At 54.8% G+C, this 15758-nt stretch carries 16 protein-coding genes; 6 read left to right on the top strand and 10 right to left on the bottom strand.

All coding sequences use genetic code 11. The features are described from left to right. Positions 1 to 83: 83 nt before the first annotated feature. The 4 genes from tnpA (at position 84) to G533_RS0118350 (ending at position 2791) form a co-directional block, all read left to right on the top strand. Positions 84 to 449, top strand: a complete 366-nt coding sequence (tnpA, locus tag G533_RS0118335; RefSeq protein ID WP_035526448.1) for an IS66-like element accessory protein TnpA — start codon at positions 84 to 86, stop codon at positions 447 to 449. Continuing rightward, complete coding sequence (tnpB, locus tag G533_RS0118340) at positions 446 to 781, top strand: IS66 family insertion sequence element accessory protein TnpB (protein ID WP_027948884.1); 336 nt, start codon at positions 446 to 448, stop codon at positions 779 to 781. Before tnpA ends, tnpB begins: the two co-directional genes overlap by 4 nt. An 89-nt stretch (positions 782 to 870) precedes the next feature. Next, on the top strand, positions 871 to 2451 hold the full coding sequence (gene tnpC, locus G533_RS0118345) for an IS66 family transposase (protein ID WP_027948883.1): 1581 nt from the start codon (positions 871 to 873) through the stop codon (positions 2449 to 2451). Continuing rightward, positions 2408 to 2791, top strand: a complete 384-nt coding sequence (locus G533_RS0118350; RefSeq protein ID WP_084639154.1) for an ABC transporter permease — start codon at positions 2408 to 2410, stop codon at positions 2789 to 2791. The genes tnpC and G533_RS0118350 overlap by 44 nt, the downstream gene beginning before the upstream one ends. A gap of 191 nt (positions 2792 to 2982) precedes the next feature. On the opposite strand, the gene ppk2 is transcribed toward G533_RS0118350, so the two are convergent. The 10 genes from ppk2 to G533_RS0118400 all read right to left on the bottom strand — a co-directional run bounded on the left by ppk2 (position 2983) and on the right by G533_RS0118400 (position 13516). Then, positions 2983 to 3726: a polyphosphate kinase 2 gene (gene ppk2, locus G533_RS0118355; protein ID WP_027951193.1), complete on the bottom strand. Its 744-nt coding sequence runs from the start codon at positions 3724 to 3726 to the stop codon at positions 2983 to 2985. 36 nt (positions 3727 to 3762) lie between these two features. Then, positions 3763 to 4683: a DMT family transporter gene (locus G533_RS0118360; RefSeq protein WP_338035414.1), complete on the bottom strand. Its 921-nt coding sequence runs from the start codon at positions 4681 to 4683 to the stop codon at positions 3763 to 3765. Between the two features lie 32 nt (positions 4684 to 4715). Beyond that, on the bottom strand, positions 4716 to 5081 hold the full coding sequence (locus tag G533_RS0118365; protein ID WP_144079953.1) for a hypothetical protein: 366 nt from the start codon (positions 5079 to 5081) through the stop codon (positions 4716 to 4718). 48 nt (positions 5082 to 5129) lie between these two features. Further along, positions 5130 to 7280, bottom strand: coding sequence for a TonB-dependent receptor family protein (locus tag G533_RS0118370; protein WP_027951196.1), 2151 nt, complete (start codon positions 7278 to 7280; stop codon positions 5130 to 5132). 326 nt (positions 7281 to 7606) lie between these two features. Continuing rightward, positions 7607 to 9199 (bottom strand): FMN-binding glutamate synthase family protein, encoded by a 1593-nt coding sequence (locus G533_RS0118375; RefSeq protein ID WP_027951197.1) that lies wholly within the window; start codon positions 9197 to 9199, stop codon positions 7607 to 7609. A gap of 91 nt (positions 9200 to 9290) precedes the next feature. Continuing rightward, positions 9291 to 9740, bottom strand: a complete 450-nt coding sequence (locus G533_RS0118380; RefSeq protein WP_027951198.1) for a hypothetical protein — start codon at positions 9738 to 9740, stop codon at positions 9291 to 9293. Positions 9741 to 9881: 141 nt separating this feature from the next. Then, positions 9882 to 10463, bottom strand: coding sequence for a c-type cytochrome (locus tag G533_RS0118385; RefSeq protein ID WP_027951199.1), 582 nt, complete (start codon positions 10461 to 10463; stop codon positions 9882 to 9884). A gap of 18 nt (positions 10464 to 10481) precedes the next feature. Then, the gene (locus G533_RS0118390; protein ID WP_027951200.1) at positions 10482 to 10775 is read right to left on the bottom strand and encodes a hypothetical protein; all 294 of its coding nucleotides are present in this window, start codon (positions 10773 to 10775) and stop codon (positions 10482 to 10484) included. 51 nt (positions 10776 to 10826) lie between these two features. Further along, positions 10827 to 11672, bottom strand: a complete 846-nt coding sequence (locus tag G533_RS0118395) for a copper resistance protein B (protein WP_027951201.1) — start codon at positions 11670 to 11672, stop codon at positions 10827 to 10829. After that, a complete protein-coding gene (locus tag G533_RS0118400) occupies positions 11669 to 13516 on the bottom strand; it encodes a copper resistance system multicopper oxidase (protein ID WP_027951202.1) in 1848 nt (615 codons plus the stop codon). The genes G533_RS0118395 and G533_RS0118400 overlap by 4 nt, the downstream gene beginning before the upstream one ends. A gap of 184 nt (positions 13517 to 13700) precedes the next feature. Here G533_RS0118400 and G533_RS0118405 point away from each other — a divergent pair, with 184 nt between their 5' ends. Both G533_RS0118405 and G533_RS0118410 read left to right on the top strand, forming a co-directional pair. Beyond that, a complete protein-coding gene (locus G533_RS0118405) occupies positions 13701 to 14393 on the top strand; it encodes a heavy metal response regulator transcription factor (protein WP_027951203.1) in 693 nt (230 codons plus the stop codon). A gap of 40 nt (positions 14394 to 14433) precedes the next feature. Further along, positions 14434 to 15758 (top strand): heavy metal sensor histidine kinase (locus G533_RS0118410; protein WP_027951204.1); only part of this gene is annotated, 1325 nt, incomplete at its 3' end.

Raw genomic sequence — 15758 nt, forward strand, 5'->3', positions numbered from 1 at the left:
GTAACCGTCCGGTAAACCCATCTGTTCGCGCCCCGCAAACTGCGTAAGCTAGGTGCCCACCTAATCTTAAGTGGGCACCTGATATGGATAACGAAGCGTCTCCCCCAAGGATCATCAAGCGGCGCCGTCGCTACTCTGCGGGGTTCAAAAATCGAGTGTTGGCCGAGTGCCAGCAACCGAACACCTCCGTGGCCGAAGTTGCGCTGCGCCATGGCCTCAACCTCAACCTGGTACACAAGTGGCGCCAGTTGATGACTGTCGATGACACCGGAGAGTTTGTGCGGCTACCCATGCCGGCCAAAGACCAATCCAGTCCAAGCCGGAGCGTAGCGCGAGTTCTGCCCACTGTCAGCATCCGGCTGGATACGCCGCGCGGTCCGATCACCGTCGAGTGGCCATTGAGTGAGATTGACCACTCGGTCGCTTGGCTCAAGGCGCTCGTTCAGTGATCAAGATTGACGAGATCTGGCTGTCCCGCGAGCCGCTGGATATGCGCGCCGGACCGGACACGGCGTTGGCACGTGTCATCAACCGCTTTGGCAAAGCACGTCCGCATTGCGCGTATGTCTTTGCCAACAAGCGCGCCAACCGGATGAAGGTGCTGGTGTGTGACGGCTTCGGTATCTGGCTGGCATCGCGCCGGCTGCACCAGGGTCGGTTCGTCTGGAGCCAGCTCCGCACCGGCGATCCATTGTGCATTGATATGCCGCAGTTGCAGGCCCTGGTGGTCGGCTTACCCTGGCAGCATGCCGGCGCTGGGCACTTTATGGACCGACATTAGATAACACCAGAATCCCGCTCGCAGTTCCAGAGAACGATTGCCGATGATTGCTGCTGGCACCGATTTGCTGGTGCTGGCAAAGTGTTCCCATGCAAGCGCCTATCGATCTCAATCAGCTCAACGAGACCGAACTCCGCCAGATGGCGGAGCAAATGCTGGCGCAATTGGGCGAACGCGATGCGCGCCTCGTGGCGCAGGACGCCGAGCTTGCTGCACGTGACGAGGCCATTCGCCGCTACTCTATGCGCGAGGAGCAGCTGACCCACGAGATTGCCCTGCTTAGGCGCCATCGGTTCGGCAAACGCAGCGAAGGCGTCAACCGGCAGCAATACAACCTCCTTGAAGAACTCGTTGACGAAGACACGGCGGCCATTGAACAAGAGCTGGAGCGGCTGGCGGAGAGTCGCCCGCGGCCGGAGCCCAAAACCCGCACACCGAAGCGCCGGCCCTTGCCGCCCCAGCTGCCACGCACCGAGATCCATCATGAACCGGAACACACCACCTGCAACTGTGGCTGCACCCTGACCCGGATTGGCGAGGATGTTAGCGAGAAGCTGGATTATGAACCCGGCAGCTTCTCGGTGGAACGTCACATCCGCGGCAAGTGGGCCTGCCAGCAATGTGAGACCATCACGCAGGCCCCGGTAGCACCGCACGTGATCGACAAGGGCATCCCCACCACGAACCTGCTGGCGCAGGTGCTGATCAGCAAGTATGCGGACCACCTCCCGCTGTACCGTCAGGAACAGATTTACGCCCGGGCCGGCGTTGAACTGCCACGATCCACACTGGCGGACTGGGTGGGGCGCTGTGGCGTGGAACTTACCCCGCTGGTGGAGCACCTGCGGAGCAAGTTGCTTGAGCACGCGGTGCTGCACGCTGACGAGACGCCGGTGCCCATGCTCTCGCCGGGCAAGAAGCGAACACACCAGGCTTACATCTGGGCCTACGCAACCACGCGCTATGCCCCGGTGCAAGGTGTCGTTTACGACTTCCAGCCCTCGCGCTCCGGCAAGGCCTCCAGGGACTTCCTGGCGGACTGGCGCGGTCAGCTGGTCTGCGACGATTACACTGGCTACAAGGCCGGCTTCGCCACGGGCATGACTGAAGTCGGTTGCTGGGCACACGCCCGACGCAAGTTCCACGAGCTGTTGGAGCGGAACCAAAGCCCCATCGCCGAGAAAGCGCTATCGTACATCGGCATGCTCTATGACGTTGAGCGACAGGCCAGCGGCCTGCCGCCAGAGGAGAGGCAGCGGCTGCGCGACACCGAGGCGCGGCCCGTAATAACGCATCTGCGCGAGTGGCTGACGGGCCAGCGATCCCAGCTGACCAACGGCACGCGAACTGCGAAGGCGATCGATTACACGCTTAAACGGTGGACCGCCCTGGTTCGCTACCTGGATGACGGCAATCTGCCTATCGATAACAACTGGGTGGAAAACCAGATCCGGCCCTGGGCCCTTGGCCGAAGTAATTGGCTGTTCGCAGGCTCACTACGCAGTGGCCAGCGTGGTGCCAATGTGATGACCCTGATCCAGTCGGCAAAGATCAACGGTCTGGATCCGCAGGCTTATCTGCGCGACGTCCTGGAGCGCTTGCCGAGCGCCCGGCAGTCAGACCTTGATGAGCTGCTGCCGTATAACTGGACACCTCCGATCAAGGTGTAATCACCGGACGCATACATTCTTCCTGCTCAGTGCCGTTGCTCTTGGGGTGCTGATCGCCGCCTATAGCCGAACCCTGCAACAAGCCCTGTTATTGTCTTTTTTTGGGTTGTTTCCGGTGATGTTCCTATCGGGTACCCTGACGCCCGTGGAGGCGATGCCAGACGTTCTCCAGGCGTTATCCCGCCTGAGTCCGTTGCGCTATTACATGGATATTATTATCGGTGTGTTTTTAAAAGGTGTCGGCTGGAGGGATCTGTGGGATGAAAGCTTATGCCTGATCGCCATCGCAATTCCAATGTTGATTTTGTCATTGGGTATATTTCGACGTCGGTTGCAGTAACAATTCCCGAAGCTCCTTTAATATTCTAGCGAGTAATGAAATCCTCATGTGTGGCCAATTGGTGATGTATTTTTCCGATACCAACTATTTTTGACTTCTATGATGCTGGTTATGGCTCGGTAGTGGCGGCAGTAACTGACCACTACAAGTTAAGCTTTAGGCTTGAGATCTTCTGTTTCATTCTCGATAAATTACCTGCTAAATTGGAATACGACTTTAGCATCTGCTTTCGTCAAATGTTGATCTTTGTCAGGGCAATCAACAATAGACAATAAATGCCGTATGACATTCAAGCGGGCGCGCCTTTTGTTATCGGCTTTGACAATATACCAGGGGGCATGCTCGCTATGGCTGTGTTGTAACATGTCGTCGCGGGCGGTCGAGTAATCATCCCAATGTTTGATAGCGGTATCGTCGATAGGGCTGATTTTCCATTGTTTCAGGGGGTTTACTCTTCGATCCTCCAGTCTCCGTTGCTGTTCCTCTTTCGATATGTCGAGATAGTATTTAATGATTTGTATGCCGGAATCACAGAGCATTTTTTCGAAAGGGACGACTGTTTTTTGAAACTGATCGTATTCCGCTTCTGTACAAAACTGCATAACTTTTTCGACGCCTGCACGGTTATACCAGCTGCGATTCATGAGTACCATTTCCTGGCGGCTCGGCAAAAAGGCTGCATAGCGTTGGAAGTACCAGCTGTTGGTATCTTTCTCTGAGGGTTTACCCAACGCGACCACTCGCGTCTCTCGCGGACTTAAATGTTCGGTGATCCGCTTTATCATGCCGTCTTTACCAGCTGCATCCCTTCCCTCGAAAATGACCAGTAGCTGCAGATCGTTCTTGATAATGTGGCGCTGCAACCTGACGAGCTGAATTTGCAGATTTTTAAGCTGTGTTTTATAGGGCTGTTTTGTCTTCTCTGATTTGGTCATGGTTTTACCTTAGGAATCAACTGTTCTTAATTTCACTCATGCTTCCGGCTTTCTGGACAACGAGGTCACCATGGGAATTGCTCCTATAATCAGAAGTATGCCCAGCCACTGAACCGGCGATAGCGTTTCAGAAAAATAGGCGTAGCCGAAATACAATCCAAACACGGGTGTTAAAAAACTATAGACATTGAGTTTGTAAAGCGGTGCCTTGTCCATTAGCCAAAACCACACAATAAACGGTAGTGCCGTACCGGGTATTGCCAGTGTGAGTAATATCCAGGTGTACTCCCAGTTCAAATTCAGGGATGGCAAGGGGGCTTGAAGCAACATCAACAAGCCCAAGGGTATTGATCCCAGTAGTAATTGGAAACCCATGGCGAAAAGAATATCGATGCTGTTGGCTGCTTTCTTCAACAGGATATTGCTGCTTGCTATCCCTGTAGCCGCTATGACAACAAAAACAACACCGCTTAATGGTTGGCTCTCCTTTGCCAGCAGGCTTTCCGCGCTGATGACCACGATGCCGGCAAATCCGAGTAGTGTGCCCAGTAATGCCTGTTTTCCGATGCGCTCGTTTAAAAGGTGCCAGCCAAGAATACCGGCAATCAGTGGTTGCGTATTGGTGAGCACGGTTGCCAGGCCAGGTGTAATTAAACTGCCCGCGTAGAACATGCCCCAGAAGCCAATACTGGTCGCTGTGATACCAATAGCCAGGATGTAACCGTACTCTTTAATGCCTTTGGGAGCAGGTCGACCCAAAAGAACAGCGATAAGAATCAAAGTACAGCCTGCCATCGCTGCTCTGATAAATGCGGTTAGCATAATTGGCGCATAGGGCAGGCTGAGAGTGATGAGTGGGTAGCAAATAGCCCATAACGCCATGGTTAGAATGGCGCCGAGGGCAACAGGTGAAAAAAGACGGTTCGATTTGTTAGCGATAACTCCTGACTCCCTTATTGGCGCTGTAGTTACTCAAGAAGCGCGATGTTTCACTGATTGAGCAAGGTATCAGTTTGCGTTATCACTTTTTTGAGCTGTACCAAGGTGTCGTCAACGCTTTCCATATAGTCGAATTTGTATTTGCTCATCTTTTCCTTGATATGAGGGTAGTCGCTGGCCATCAAGTTTCTCAGGGTGAGAATTTTGCTTTCGAGGGCGCTGATCTGATCTTGCAAGTTCTGTATTTTTTCTTCAGTCTGCTGAGATTGTTTAAATTCGGACTGCCGTTTGGTGACGGTTTGATCGTATTTGGCGATGTCGTCCACCGGGTTATCTGACGAGTGGGCCTCGGCAATTATGGGTAGAAAGATCAATACCGCCAGCATATGTTTCATTTGCAGTTTTACAGTTTTCAAATTTGTCCCCTTATGTGTTTAGGTAGCCATTTTGAAAGACACGCTAGATCAGAAATTATACTCCACGCCAACATAGGCGGTACGGGGCTTGTTCGGGCGGGCGCCGTCTGGCACCCGCGACACGATGGATTGCTCATCGAGCAGGTTGTCCACCTTCAGGAATACGACCGCTTTTGGATTCAGGGCATAGCGGCTGATGAAATCCACCACGAACAGGGATTCCGTTTCTTCGAACCGACCGCCAGCGCGGTTGCAGCCCACGGAGACGCACATCTCGTCGATATACTTGGCTACCACATAGTTGTTCCAGCCATTTTGGTTTTCCAGGCCGACCCGCAGGCTGAAGGTGTTCTCCGGGATGTCCGCCAGGGTGTCGCCGTCCTGGAAGCCTTCTGCCGGGTTGTCCTTGCTCAACTCCGCCTTGGTGTAGGTATAGGCCAGGTTCACGGGCACAATGATACTGCCGGCGGTGAAGGCCGTACCAGCCTGCAGTTCCAGCCCCGTGACCTCCGCCTCGCCGGTGGCAAAGCTGCCGGAGGTGGCACCGTTGCTACAGGGATTGGCCAGGGAGCAGTTTTCCGTCTTGTTTTCGAAGTCGCTGTAAAAACCGATGGCTTCCAGGAACAGCGGGGCGCCGTTGTAACGCACACCGCCCTCGTAGTTGATGCTGATTTCCGGTTCCTCGAATTCCTGGGCGCCGCCACCGAGGGGCGAGAAGCCCCTATGCACGCCGGCCAGCACTTGCCAGCTCTCGTTTAGGTCATAGGTGAAGGAGGCCCCAGGCAGCCACGCGTCGGTGGTATTGCCGCGTTTACTGCCTAACAGGGTGCGCGCCGGATCGTTGAATTGTTCACGGGCGGTTTCCACGTCCTCGTAGCGCAACGCCAGATTAAGGCGCAGGGCTTTGGTCACCTGCCAGTTGTCCGTTATCCATAAAGATAGCGCTTCGGCCTCTTCCAGACGGTTGTTGCTTCCCGTGGGCTGGACTACGTTTTGGAATACCAGGCTGCCGTTGATCTGGTCGTAAACCTCAATAGGTTGGAAGCGATCCATCTCGTCCTCATGGACACGACCACCGAGTTCCAACTGGTGGGCATCCATGTCGACGGCAAAATTCAGCTCGACACCCTGAGACTCGTAGGAGCGGTTATTGTGTACGTACTCCAGTCCAGTGGCGTCCACGGTACCGTCGAGAACACCCTGTGCCGTGGCATCGCCAGTGTTTGCGGCAGAAACGATACTGCCGCCACCGCCCAGCTTGAACCAGTCTCGGGTGAATTCGTTGTAATAGGCGGTTGTTGTGGCAGTGATCCGGTCAGTCAGATCCAGGCTGTAGACCAGGCTGTAGCCTTCGTGCTTATTGTCCATTTGATCGATTGCGGACAACCCGTAACGGCGGTTCTCGTCTTGATCGAAATCGGTGTCGGTAAGACCCAAGTAGGTCTCATTAGAGACTTCATCGGAATACTGCGCTTTGAAAAGCAGTCGCTGCTTGTCGCCTTCCCAGCCCAACTTGACTACGTAGTCCTCAATATCGAAGTCAGCGTCCCTGTCGCTGCGGTCAATGTCCTTAAAACCGTCGGATTTCCGCTGGACGGTTTCTACCAGCCAGCCGAAATTACCGCTTTTACCACCATAATGGGCATTTATGTCACGGCTGCCGTATTCACCTGCCACCGCCGTGATGCTGCCTGAGTAGTCCTCAGGAATCGGTGTGCTGACCATATTGATGACACCGCCGGTGGTCTGGGGGCCGTAACGCAGAAGGGGTGCGCCTTTGAGGACCTCCACCGTACTCATGCGCATCGTGGTGGGGAAATAGTAGGCCTCAGGGTTGGAGTAAGGTGCGGGGGCGATCAACACGCCGTCCTCCAGCAACGTTACCTTGCTGGAGCGCTCGGAACCCGCAGCGCGGATACCGATGTTGGGACGCAAGCCGAAGCCGTCTTCTTCCCGAATATAGGTGCCGGGTATGGTCTTCAGCAACTGGTTGATGTCAGTGGCAGCCTCAATGCGTAGTTGTTCCTCGTCAATAACCGCACCAGAACCGGCAATGTTCTGGGCCTGTTCCCGAGAACCAATGATTGTAATGGTTTCTAGGTAAGGATTAGCTTCCTTTTGTTGGGGAGCTGGAGCGGCCGCGACGGCTAAACTGCACATGGCTGCCGGGAAGGCGACGCTTATCGCTGATTTTTTCATGGTCATGTCTTTCCGTTAAATTTGTTTCTTACGCTAAAAGTGATTGGTTTGGTGCTTAGTGCTGACAACGACTATAAATGATAATCATTATTAATACCATTACAGTTCTGTCAGATTACAGTTCTGTCAGATTACAATCTGGGTAAATATTTCGGACAAATTTGCAACAAACGAAGGCTTCTGGGTTTTGCTTGTGCGGTATGAATTACCTTCCTATCGGAGGGTTGACGGATGACGTATATCTGATGATACGTTGGCTCATTTTTCTCAGGCGGCTGTCAATAGAGCAATACAGTTTGAAAGTACAGCTGATATCTACGAAATGCTTATAAAGAGCGTAGGAAGCTGTCTGCACTGGCTTCCCGGCAATCCGCGGCCCAATGGGGGGGCGGATTGCCCAGGAGACTGCCCTGCGACAGGGAGGGGTAAAGCTCGTCAAGACGTTGAATGTTCGTAGCCGACAAGCGCCGAGACAAATGATGGGGCTGGAGTTCAGCGGGCGATGAAACCCCGGCGGCTCGCAGGATTTGGACAAGTGCCGCGACAGTTTCACGGTGAAAGTTCGCCACTCGGTGTGACTTTTCCTCGACATGCAGACCGCGTTGTCGAGCACGACTTTGGGTGGTGATACCGGTGGGGCAACGGTTGGTGTGGCATTTCAGTGACTGCACGCAGCCCAAGGCAAACATAAACCCCCGCGCCGAATTGCACCAGTCGGCACCCAACGCCAGGTTTGCAGCCAATCGAAAGCCCGTAATAATCTTGCCGCTCGCCGCCAGCCGAATCTGATCGCGCAAGTCGTAACCGAGCAATGCGTTATGGGCAAACACCAGACCTTCGCGCAAGGGCATGCCGACATGGTCAGGAAACTCCATGGGGGCGGCCGCGGTGCCCCCTTCTGCACCGTCGATTACGACGAAATCCGGTCCGACACCTTCCGCCACAATCGCCTTGCAAATGGCCAGAAACTCCCAGCGATGGCCGATACAGAGCTTAATGCCGGCCGGTTTACCACCGGAAAGTTCCCGAAGTTCACTGACAAAGTGAATCATCTCCCGCGGCGTGGTGAATGCCGAGTGATGATCTGGGGAGAGGCAATCGAGGTGTTCATCGACACCCCGCGCCCTGGCGATCTCCGAGGTGACCTTGGCGGCGGGGAGGACGCCGCCATGGCCGGGCTTGGCTCCTTGGGACAACTTGATTTCTATCATTTTGACCTGGGGCAGGGTGGCTTGGGCAGCGAATCGCTTGGGATCGAACCGGCCTTTGCGATCGCGACACCCGAAATAGCCAGTGCCGATTTCCCAAATCAGATCGCCGCCAAACTCCTGGTGATAATCGCTGATGCCACCTTCACCGGTGTCATGGGCGAAGTCGCCCATGGCGGCGCCCTTGTTCAGGGCACGTATTGCCGCTTGTCCGATAGCGCCAAAGCTCATGGCCGAGATATTGAAAACAGAGCAAGAGTAGGGTTGTGAGCACTTGGGTCCGCCGACCATCACGCGGGGTGGTGACGGGGAGACGTCACCCGGGGTAGCCAAGGAAGCACCGATCCACTCATAGTCTTCTGCCGTGACATCGAGTTCGGTACCGAACGGCACAACGCCCGCCGTTTTCTTGGCGCGCTGGTAAACCACCGAGCGCTCGTTGCGGTCAAATGGTCGACCGTCGGTATCCGATTCGACGAAATATTGACGCACCTGTGGCCGTATCGCTTCTGCCAGCCATCGGAAGTGGCCAATCAACGGATAGTTGCGAAGCAGGGTATGTCGGCGTTGAAGAAAATCCCAGATCCCGATGGTGGCGATGAGCAGTAAAACCACGATGCTCCAGTGATGGCTGGGACGGTACGCGATAAAGGGTAAAACTGCGGAAGCAGCCAGTAAAACAACAATGAGCAGCAAAGGAACATAGCGCATGGCATCGGCCCTCAGTCTTTAATGATCTGCCACTGAAGTCGAGGAAGAGCATGCCGTCAACGCCACAGCAAGATACCTCGACTCGGGACCTTTACGAACGGTTGACCGCCTGATTCATTTTCATGGCCTGATGTTCTTCCAGCATCAGCAGCTGTTTAAGAAGATCCTGTGCCGATCCGGTTTCGGCCCGCCAATACAGGAAACGGTATAGCTCGATAAGTTGCTGGTGCTCGCGTACCAGTTTTGTCGCAATGTCATTAATTGTAAGTTCAGCGAGATCTTCATTGCGCTGGTGATATTGAAAAACAGGGCGTGAGTCAAGATATTCGGAACAGAGCGTGCTCAACGTTTTAGCGTCCGCTGTTTGCTCCAAGAGACGGATCAATTGAGCTAGCGTGCTTTCGTGCTTTGCCAGGTAATCCAGCAACAAACTGACGGCACCATTTTCCGCCCGTTCGACGGCATGAGCTATACTGTCACTCAAAAGCTCGTGATACGCGGTGGTCCAGTGCAGGACATCTTCCAGGGTTTTAATTTGCATGGGCGTGGTCTCTATTGTGTATCAACGTCCCTGATGCTCTGTGCGTCAATGGTTTGTAAAAAAGCAACCGCCTGAAAACTATGTGAAGATCTTTTTGTCGATTTATCCTCTGTTTGATATTCAGAAATATGCCCACTCATTTTAGTGGCCATGCTCCACTGAAGAGTTACTGCGCGCTGTTAATATTTGGTACTGCTCTGCTGTCAGTCTCGGCAATCGCTGCAGGAATGCCACCATGTTCCAGATGCGCTCATCATCGTGCCCCGGTCCCCAGGCGGGCATACCCGAGGCCTTGATGCCGTGTTTAATAATCCAGAATTGTCGCTTAATGGCCGGGTCGTCATTTTCGGTGTTATCGGCATGCTCGTGCCCATGTTTATCACCGGCTAGAGTTAGATTGGGTGGTGCGGGATACAGTCCCAGGGTGAAATCACTCTGGGTTTTTCCGGGTTTCAGATGGCAGCCGGCGCACATATCATTGTAGTCGGCGCCACCTGCCAATAACCGCTCCGGTGCGTTTAGGTCGCCAGGAAGCTTAATATCACTGGCAGCGCGGGCAACTGAACGTTCACGCAAGGTTTCCAGCAGCCAGTAGGTCAGCCGATTGTGTGGTACATCGGCTCCCATGGGGTAGAGACCTGAATAGAGAAACAGCCCACCACCCACCAGCACGATGACAGCGGTAATGACCAGACTCTTGATAAAGGTGGTGAGCGCCGACATGAAAACTCCTTGGGTTGATCAGTGTTGGTGTTCTGAATGTTGCTCGCCTGAGCTTTTTTCGTTGTCCTGATGATCAGCCTGCGCTTGATCCTTTTCAGAGTCGTTATGATGCATGTCATTCATGCATTGTTTCATCATGGCTTGCATCACGGGATCATTCATATCCATCTTGCTGTGATCCATATTTTTCATGGCTGCACAATCCGGTTTTTCAGCGTCTTTCATGTGCTCTTTAGGATCATGGGCCTGTGCAGATAAAGCGATGCCCAGAGCGGCGAGGGCGATGATGGGCGTGAAGCGTTTGGTTTTCATAGCGGTGTTCCTCTTGAAGAAAAAGTGATGGAGATAGGCATGTGCCCATGGTTAGAACCAGAACCGCAATCCGGCAACGAATTGGGTATCTGAGGTATCTTCGCCCGCTGCGCGGCGGTAATCGGCTGTGTCACCATAGGTGTCTGTCCATTCCACACCGATATAGGGAGCGAATTGACGGCTGAATTCGTAACGCAGGCGTAAGCCCACCGCGAGATCCGAGAGACCCGAGCCCAGGCCATTTTCAGCGTCATCCTTGCCGTACAGGTTGAGTTCTGCTCTGGGTTGAAGGATGAGTTTTTGTGTCAGCAGCAACTCGTACTCGGCTTCGGCGGAGAGAGCGGTCCGACCGTCGTCGCCCACATAGGCAGTCACATCCAGCTCAAACCAGTAGGGCGCCAGGCCTTGGACACCGAACGCGAGCCACTGGCGATCCTTACCTTCGTTATACTGGTCGAGTCGAACGCCGAGCTGCGTGTCAAAATAGGCATTAAGCGCATGGCCCCACAACAGGTCGGTTGAACTCTCCTCCAGCGTGCCGTCTGCGATATCACCCTCCGCTTTGATGACAAAGCGGTCGTAGGTGGTGCCATACCAGGCCTGGACATCGTAAACCGTGCTATCGCTATCTTCCTGATACTCCAGGCGATCACCCAGAATGGACCAGAAAGCGTGTTCGTCCGCCAGTTTCAGTTGCCGTGACCCCGGCTGTGCATAGGGCCCTTCGGTCAAGGTGTAACCGTCGGAATAAGCATGGGGATCGCGGGCATCGGCAGGAGCGCTGCCGCCCTGCATTTGCATTTCGCTGTGATCCATTTGCGCCAGTACGGTATTCACCGGAAAAGCACCGACAGTAAAAGCCAGAATAGTCAGGGGTTTTATCGCAATCAGCCTCATGACACCACCACCTCGCGGAACATGCCCGCATCCATATGAAACAGCAAATGGCAATGCCAGGCCCAACGACCCAAATCGTGAGGTGTAGTCAGGTAGCTGATACGTTGAGCCGGTTGCACTGGAATGGTATGGCGGCGAACCCGCAATTCGCCCTGGGCAGTTTCTAGTTCGCTCCACATACCGTGTAAGTGCATGGGGTGGGTCATCATGGTGTCGTTTTGTAGAATGATTCTAACGCGCTCATTGTGGCGCAGGGAGACCGGTGTGCTTTTGCCGAACTCCAGTCCGTCAAAGGACCAGCTATAGCGTTCCATATTGCCGGTGAGGTGTAGTTCCAGCTCCCTCGCTGGCGGGCGGCGGTCATCCAGTACACCGTCGATGGATTTCAGGTCGGCCAGCGTCAGCACGCGGTGTCCCTGTGGGCGCAGCCCACGCTGGCTTAAGTTGCGCAGGCCAATACCGGGGTCGTCGAGATTGGTACTTGGCGTATCCACCCGTTGGTCAACCGAAGCCCCGTATTCGGTTCGGGCGTGGTGTATGGTAGATGAAGGTTTGGCAAGCGGGTTCTCAGAACCCTGCTGCATGCCGTGCATACTGTGGTCCATGGCCATACCGCCGGACATTTGGGAATGATCCATCTTGGTTTGGCCCATGGAGTCCATTTTCATCATGTCGTGGCCCATGGCGCCACCACCCATTGCTCCCATCATATCCTTCATGGTTAACCACTCGGGCGAATCGGGTTCTGGCACAGGCGCTGTTAAACCTTGCCGCACACTCAGGGTGCCGCGGGCGTAACCGCTGCGTTCCATGCTCTGGGCGAAGATCGTATAAGCGTCGTCCTGTGGCTCGACCATGACATCGTAGGTTTCGCCGGGGCCAAAGCGGAATTCATCCACAGTGACCGGCTCGACATCCTGGCCATCTGCCTGGATCACCGTTAACTTCAAACCGGGAATGCGAACATCATAAAAGCTATTGCTGGCGGCATTGATAAACCGCAGCCGTACGCGATCACCGCGCTGGAACAACCCGCTCCAATTGCCCGCCGGGGTGGTGCCATTCATTAGGAAGGTGAGGGTGGCCGCCGACAGGTCCGCCAGATCGGTCGGGTTCATCCGCATCTGGTTCCACATCTGGCGCTTTTCCAGGGCTGCCTGTAAGCCCATCTTTGAAACATCGGCTGTGAAATCGAAAAAGGTGGGCTGATTGAAGTTGTAGACATCGCTTTGTACTTTCAGCTTGCTGAAGGTATGCATTGGATCTTCGTCGGTCCAGTCGGACAGCTGCACCACATAATCCTGGTCGGCACGGTGTCTTTCGCCTGCCCGCGGCTCAATGATCAGGGCGCCGTACATCCCGGTCATCTCCTGAAAGCCGGAGTGACTGTGGTACCAATAGGTGCCGCTCTGGCGGAGGGTAAAGCGGTAAACAAAGGTTTCTCCCGGTGCGATGCCTGGGTAGCTGATCCCCGGCACACCATCCATTTGATAGGGCAGCAAGATGCCGTGCCAGTGAATAGAGGTAGAAACAGGTAATCGGTTGGTGACGCGGATGGTGACGTCATCGCCCTCGCGCAGCCGTAGCGTCGGTGCCGGAATGGAGCCGTTGATGGTGGTAGCCATACGTGTGACACCGGTAAAATCGACAGGTGTTGCGGCGATTACCAGGTCGATTTCACGGCCGCTGAGTACCGGTGCCGAGCCCAGCGCGGTCGCGCCTTTTGCGGCGGCCTGCAACCAGGACGGTGTGGCGGCCAGCACGCCACCGGCTGCCAGGCCCTGCACGAAGCGGCGGCGACTAAGCTGCCAGGGCTGCTTGGGTCGGGGGAAACCATGGGTCATGAGTCAATCTCTTTTCGAATAAGTGATGGTTGTTCCACGTTCTGACTCCGCATACTAGCGAGCCGAGCCTGTCACCCGCATGACTTCAAAATGACAAAGTTGTAATCTAGTCGTCATCTTCTTGTGGGTTAGCCAGGTTTAGGCTGTTTCCAAACCCATTCTGAACATACGGAGCAGTGCAACGATGCGGCTATTGGTGGTCGAAGACGAAATCAAGACCGGCGATTATTTACAGCAGGGACTGACCGAGGCGGGCTTTCTGGTCACGCTGGTGCGCAATGGCCTCGACGGCCATCATTTGGCGATGACCGAGACCTTTGATTTGCTGGTGCTGGACGTCATGCTGCCGGATGTTGACGGCTGGCGAATCGTGCAGTCGTTGCGCGAGGCTGGCCGTCAGACACCAGTGCTGTTCCTGACCGCCCGCGACAGCGTGGATGACCGCGTTAAAGGCCTTGAATTGGGGGCTGATGATTACCTGGTCAAGCCCTTCGCTTTTGCGGAACTGCTGGCCCGGGTGCGCACTCTGTTGCGCCGCAGTGCGGTGCCGGTGATGACGGATCAGATCAGAGTCGCCGACCTCACCCTGGATTTGCCGCGGCACCGGGCCACGCGCGCCGGCCGCAAGATCAATCTCAGCCACAAGGAGTTTTGTTTGCTGGAGCTGTTGGTCCGGCGACAGGGCGAAGTACTGCCGCGCTCCTTGATCGCCTCCCAGGTGTGGGACATGAACTTCGATTCCGACACCAATGTCATTGACGTGGCCATACGGCGCCTAAGGGCAAAAATCGATGACGATTATGAACCCAAGCTGATTCACACTGTGCGCGGCTTGGGTTACAAGCTGGAGGTCGAGGACGACCATGACGAAAGTTAGTCTCGCCCGGAGACGACCACTGTCACTCAACAGCCGGGTGATGCTGTTTGTCGCGATGGCTATCGGTTTCAGTTTACTGATGATCGGTTATCTCGTGCTGAATGAAGTAGAGCGCCATTTTGCTGAACAGGATGCCGACGAGTTGGTGGTGATTACTCGTGCTGTTGAAGACGCTCTACAATCGGCGAAAGATCAGGACTCGGCACCGGAGGGCGCCCTTGCGCGAGCTGTTTCTGGTCACCATGGTGTCTACTTTCAAGTGTGGGATGATGCGGGACGTTTGGTCTATGGTCCTGAGGAGGGTGGACCTTCGCCACAAGAAAACACCTATTCTCCTGTGAGCCGTATTCAGGTAGACAATCTTTATACCTGGCAAACTGATGGCAAAACCTACCGTGGCACTATCACGCATACCCGCATTGAAGACCAGAATTATCGCATCGTTGCTGCTATCGATATGGATTTCCATATCCACTTTCTGGAAAATTTTCGGCGCAGTTTGTGGATGATTATGGTGCTGGCAGGCGCGGTGACTCTCTTGGCGGCCTGGTATGGCGTGCACCAGGGGCACGCGCCCTTGCGCGAGCTGAGTGCGACAATGAGTGATATTCAGGCGGATCGCCTTCATGTGCGTCTAGACCCTAACACCGTTCCCCGGGAACTGCAAAACCTTGTCTGTTCCTTTAATCATATGATTGGCCGCTTGGAAGACAGCTTCGTTCGACTATCCTATTTCTCCGCCGATATTGCCCATGAATTGCGCACGCCTTTGACCAACCTGATCACCCAGACCCAGGTGGGTTTGGGTAAGTCCAGAAGCCTGGAAGAATATCGCGAACTGCTCTACTCGAATCTTGAAGAACAGGAGCGCCTGACCAAAATGGTCAACGACATGCTCTGGCTGGCCCAGAGCGAACACGGCCTGCTCAAGCCTGTCTGGGAACCGCTGGATCTGGCTCGGGAAGTGCGCGAGCTGTTCGATTTTTTCGAGGCCCTGGCGGAGGAAAAGCACATCCAATTGGTGTTGGAAGGAAAGGCACCGATTATACAAGGTGACCGCGCTATGCTGCGTCGCGCATTGTCCAATCTGCTGTCCAATGCAATACGCCACACACCAGTGGGAAGAAGTGTGCTGATCCGTCTGGATTCATCGGGCGAGGGTAGGGCGTTACTCAGCGTACAGAATCCGGGGCCAGAAATTCCAGCCGAGCATTTGCTCAGGATTTTCGACCGGTTTTACCGGGTCGATCCTTCCCGGCAACGCCAAAGCGAAGGTGCTGGCTTGGGGCTGGCTATCGTCAAGTCCATAGTCGAGGCCCATGAAGGAAACATCGCGGTGATCTCCGAACGCGGCGTCACGCGCTT

The organism is Haliea salexigens DSM 19537, from assembly GCF_000423125.1.
Lineage (GTDB): Bacteria > Pseudomonadota > Gammaproteobacteria > Pseudomonadales > Halieaceae > Haliea > Haliea salexigens.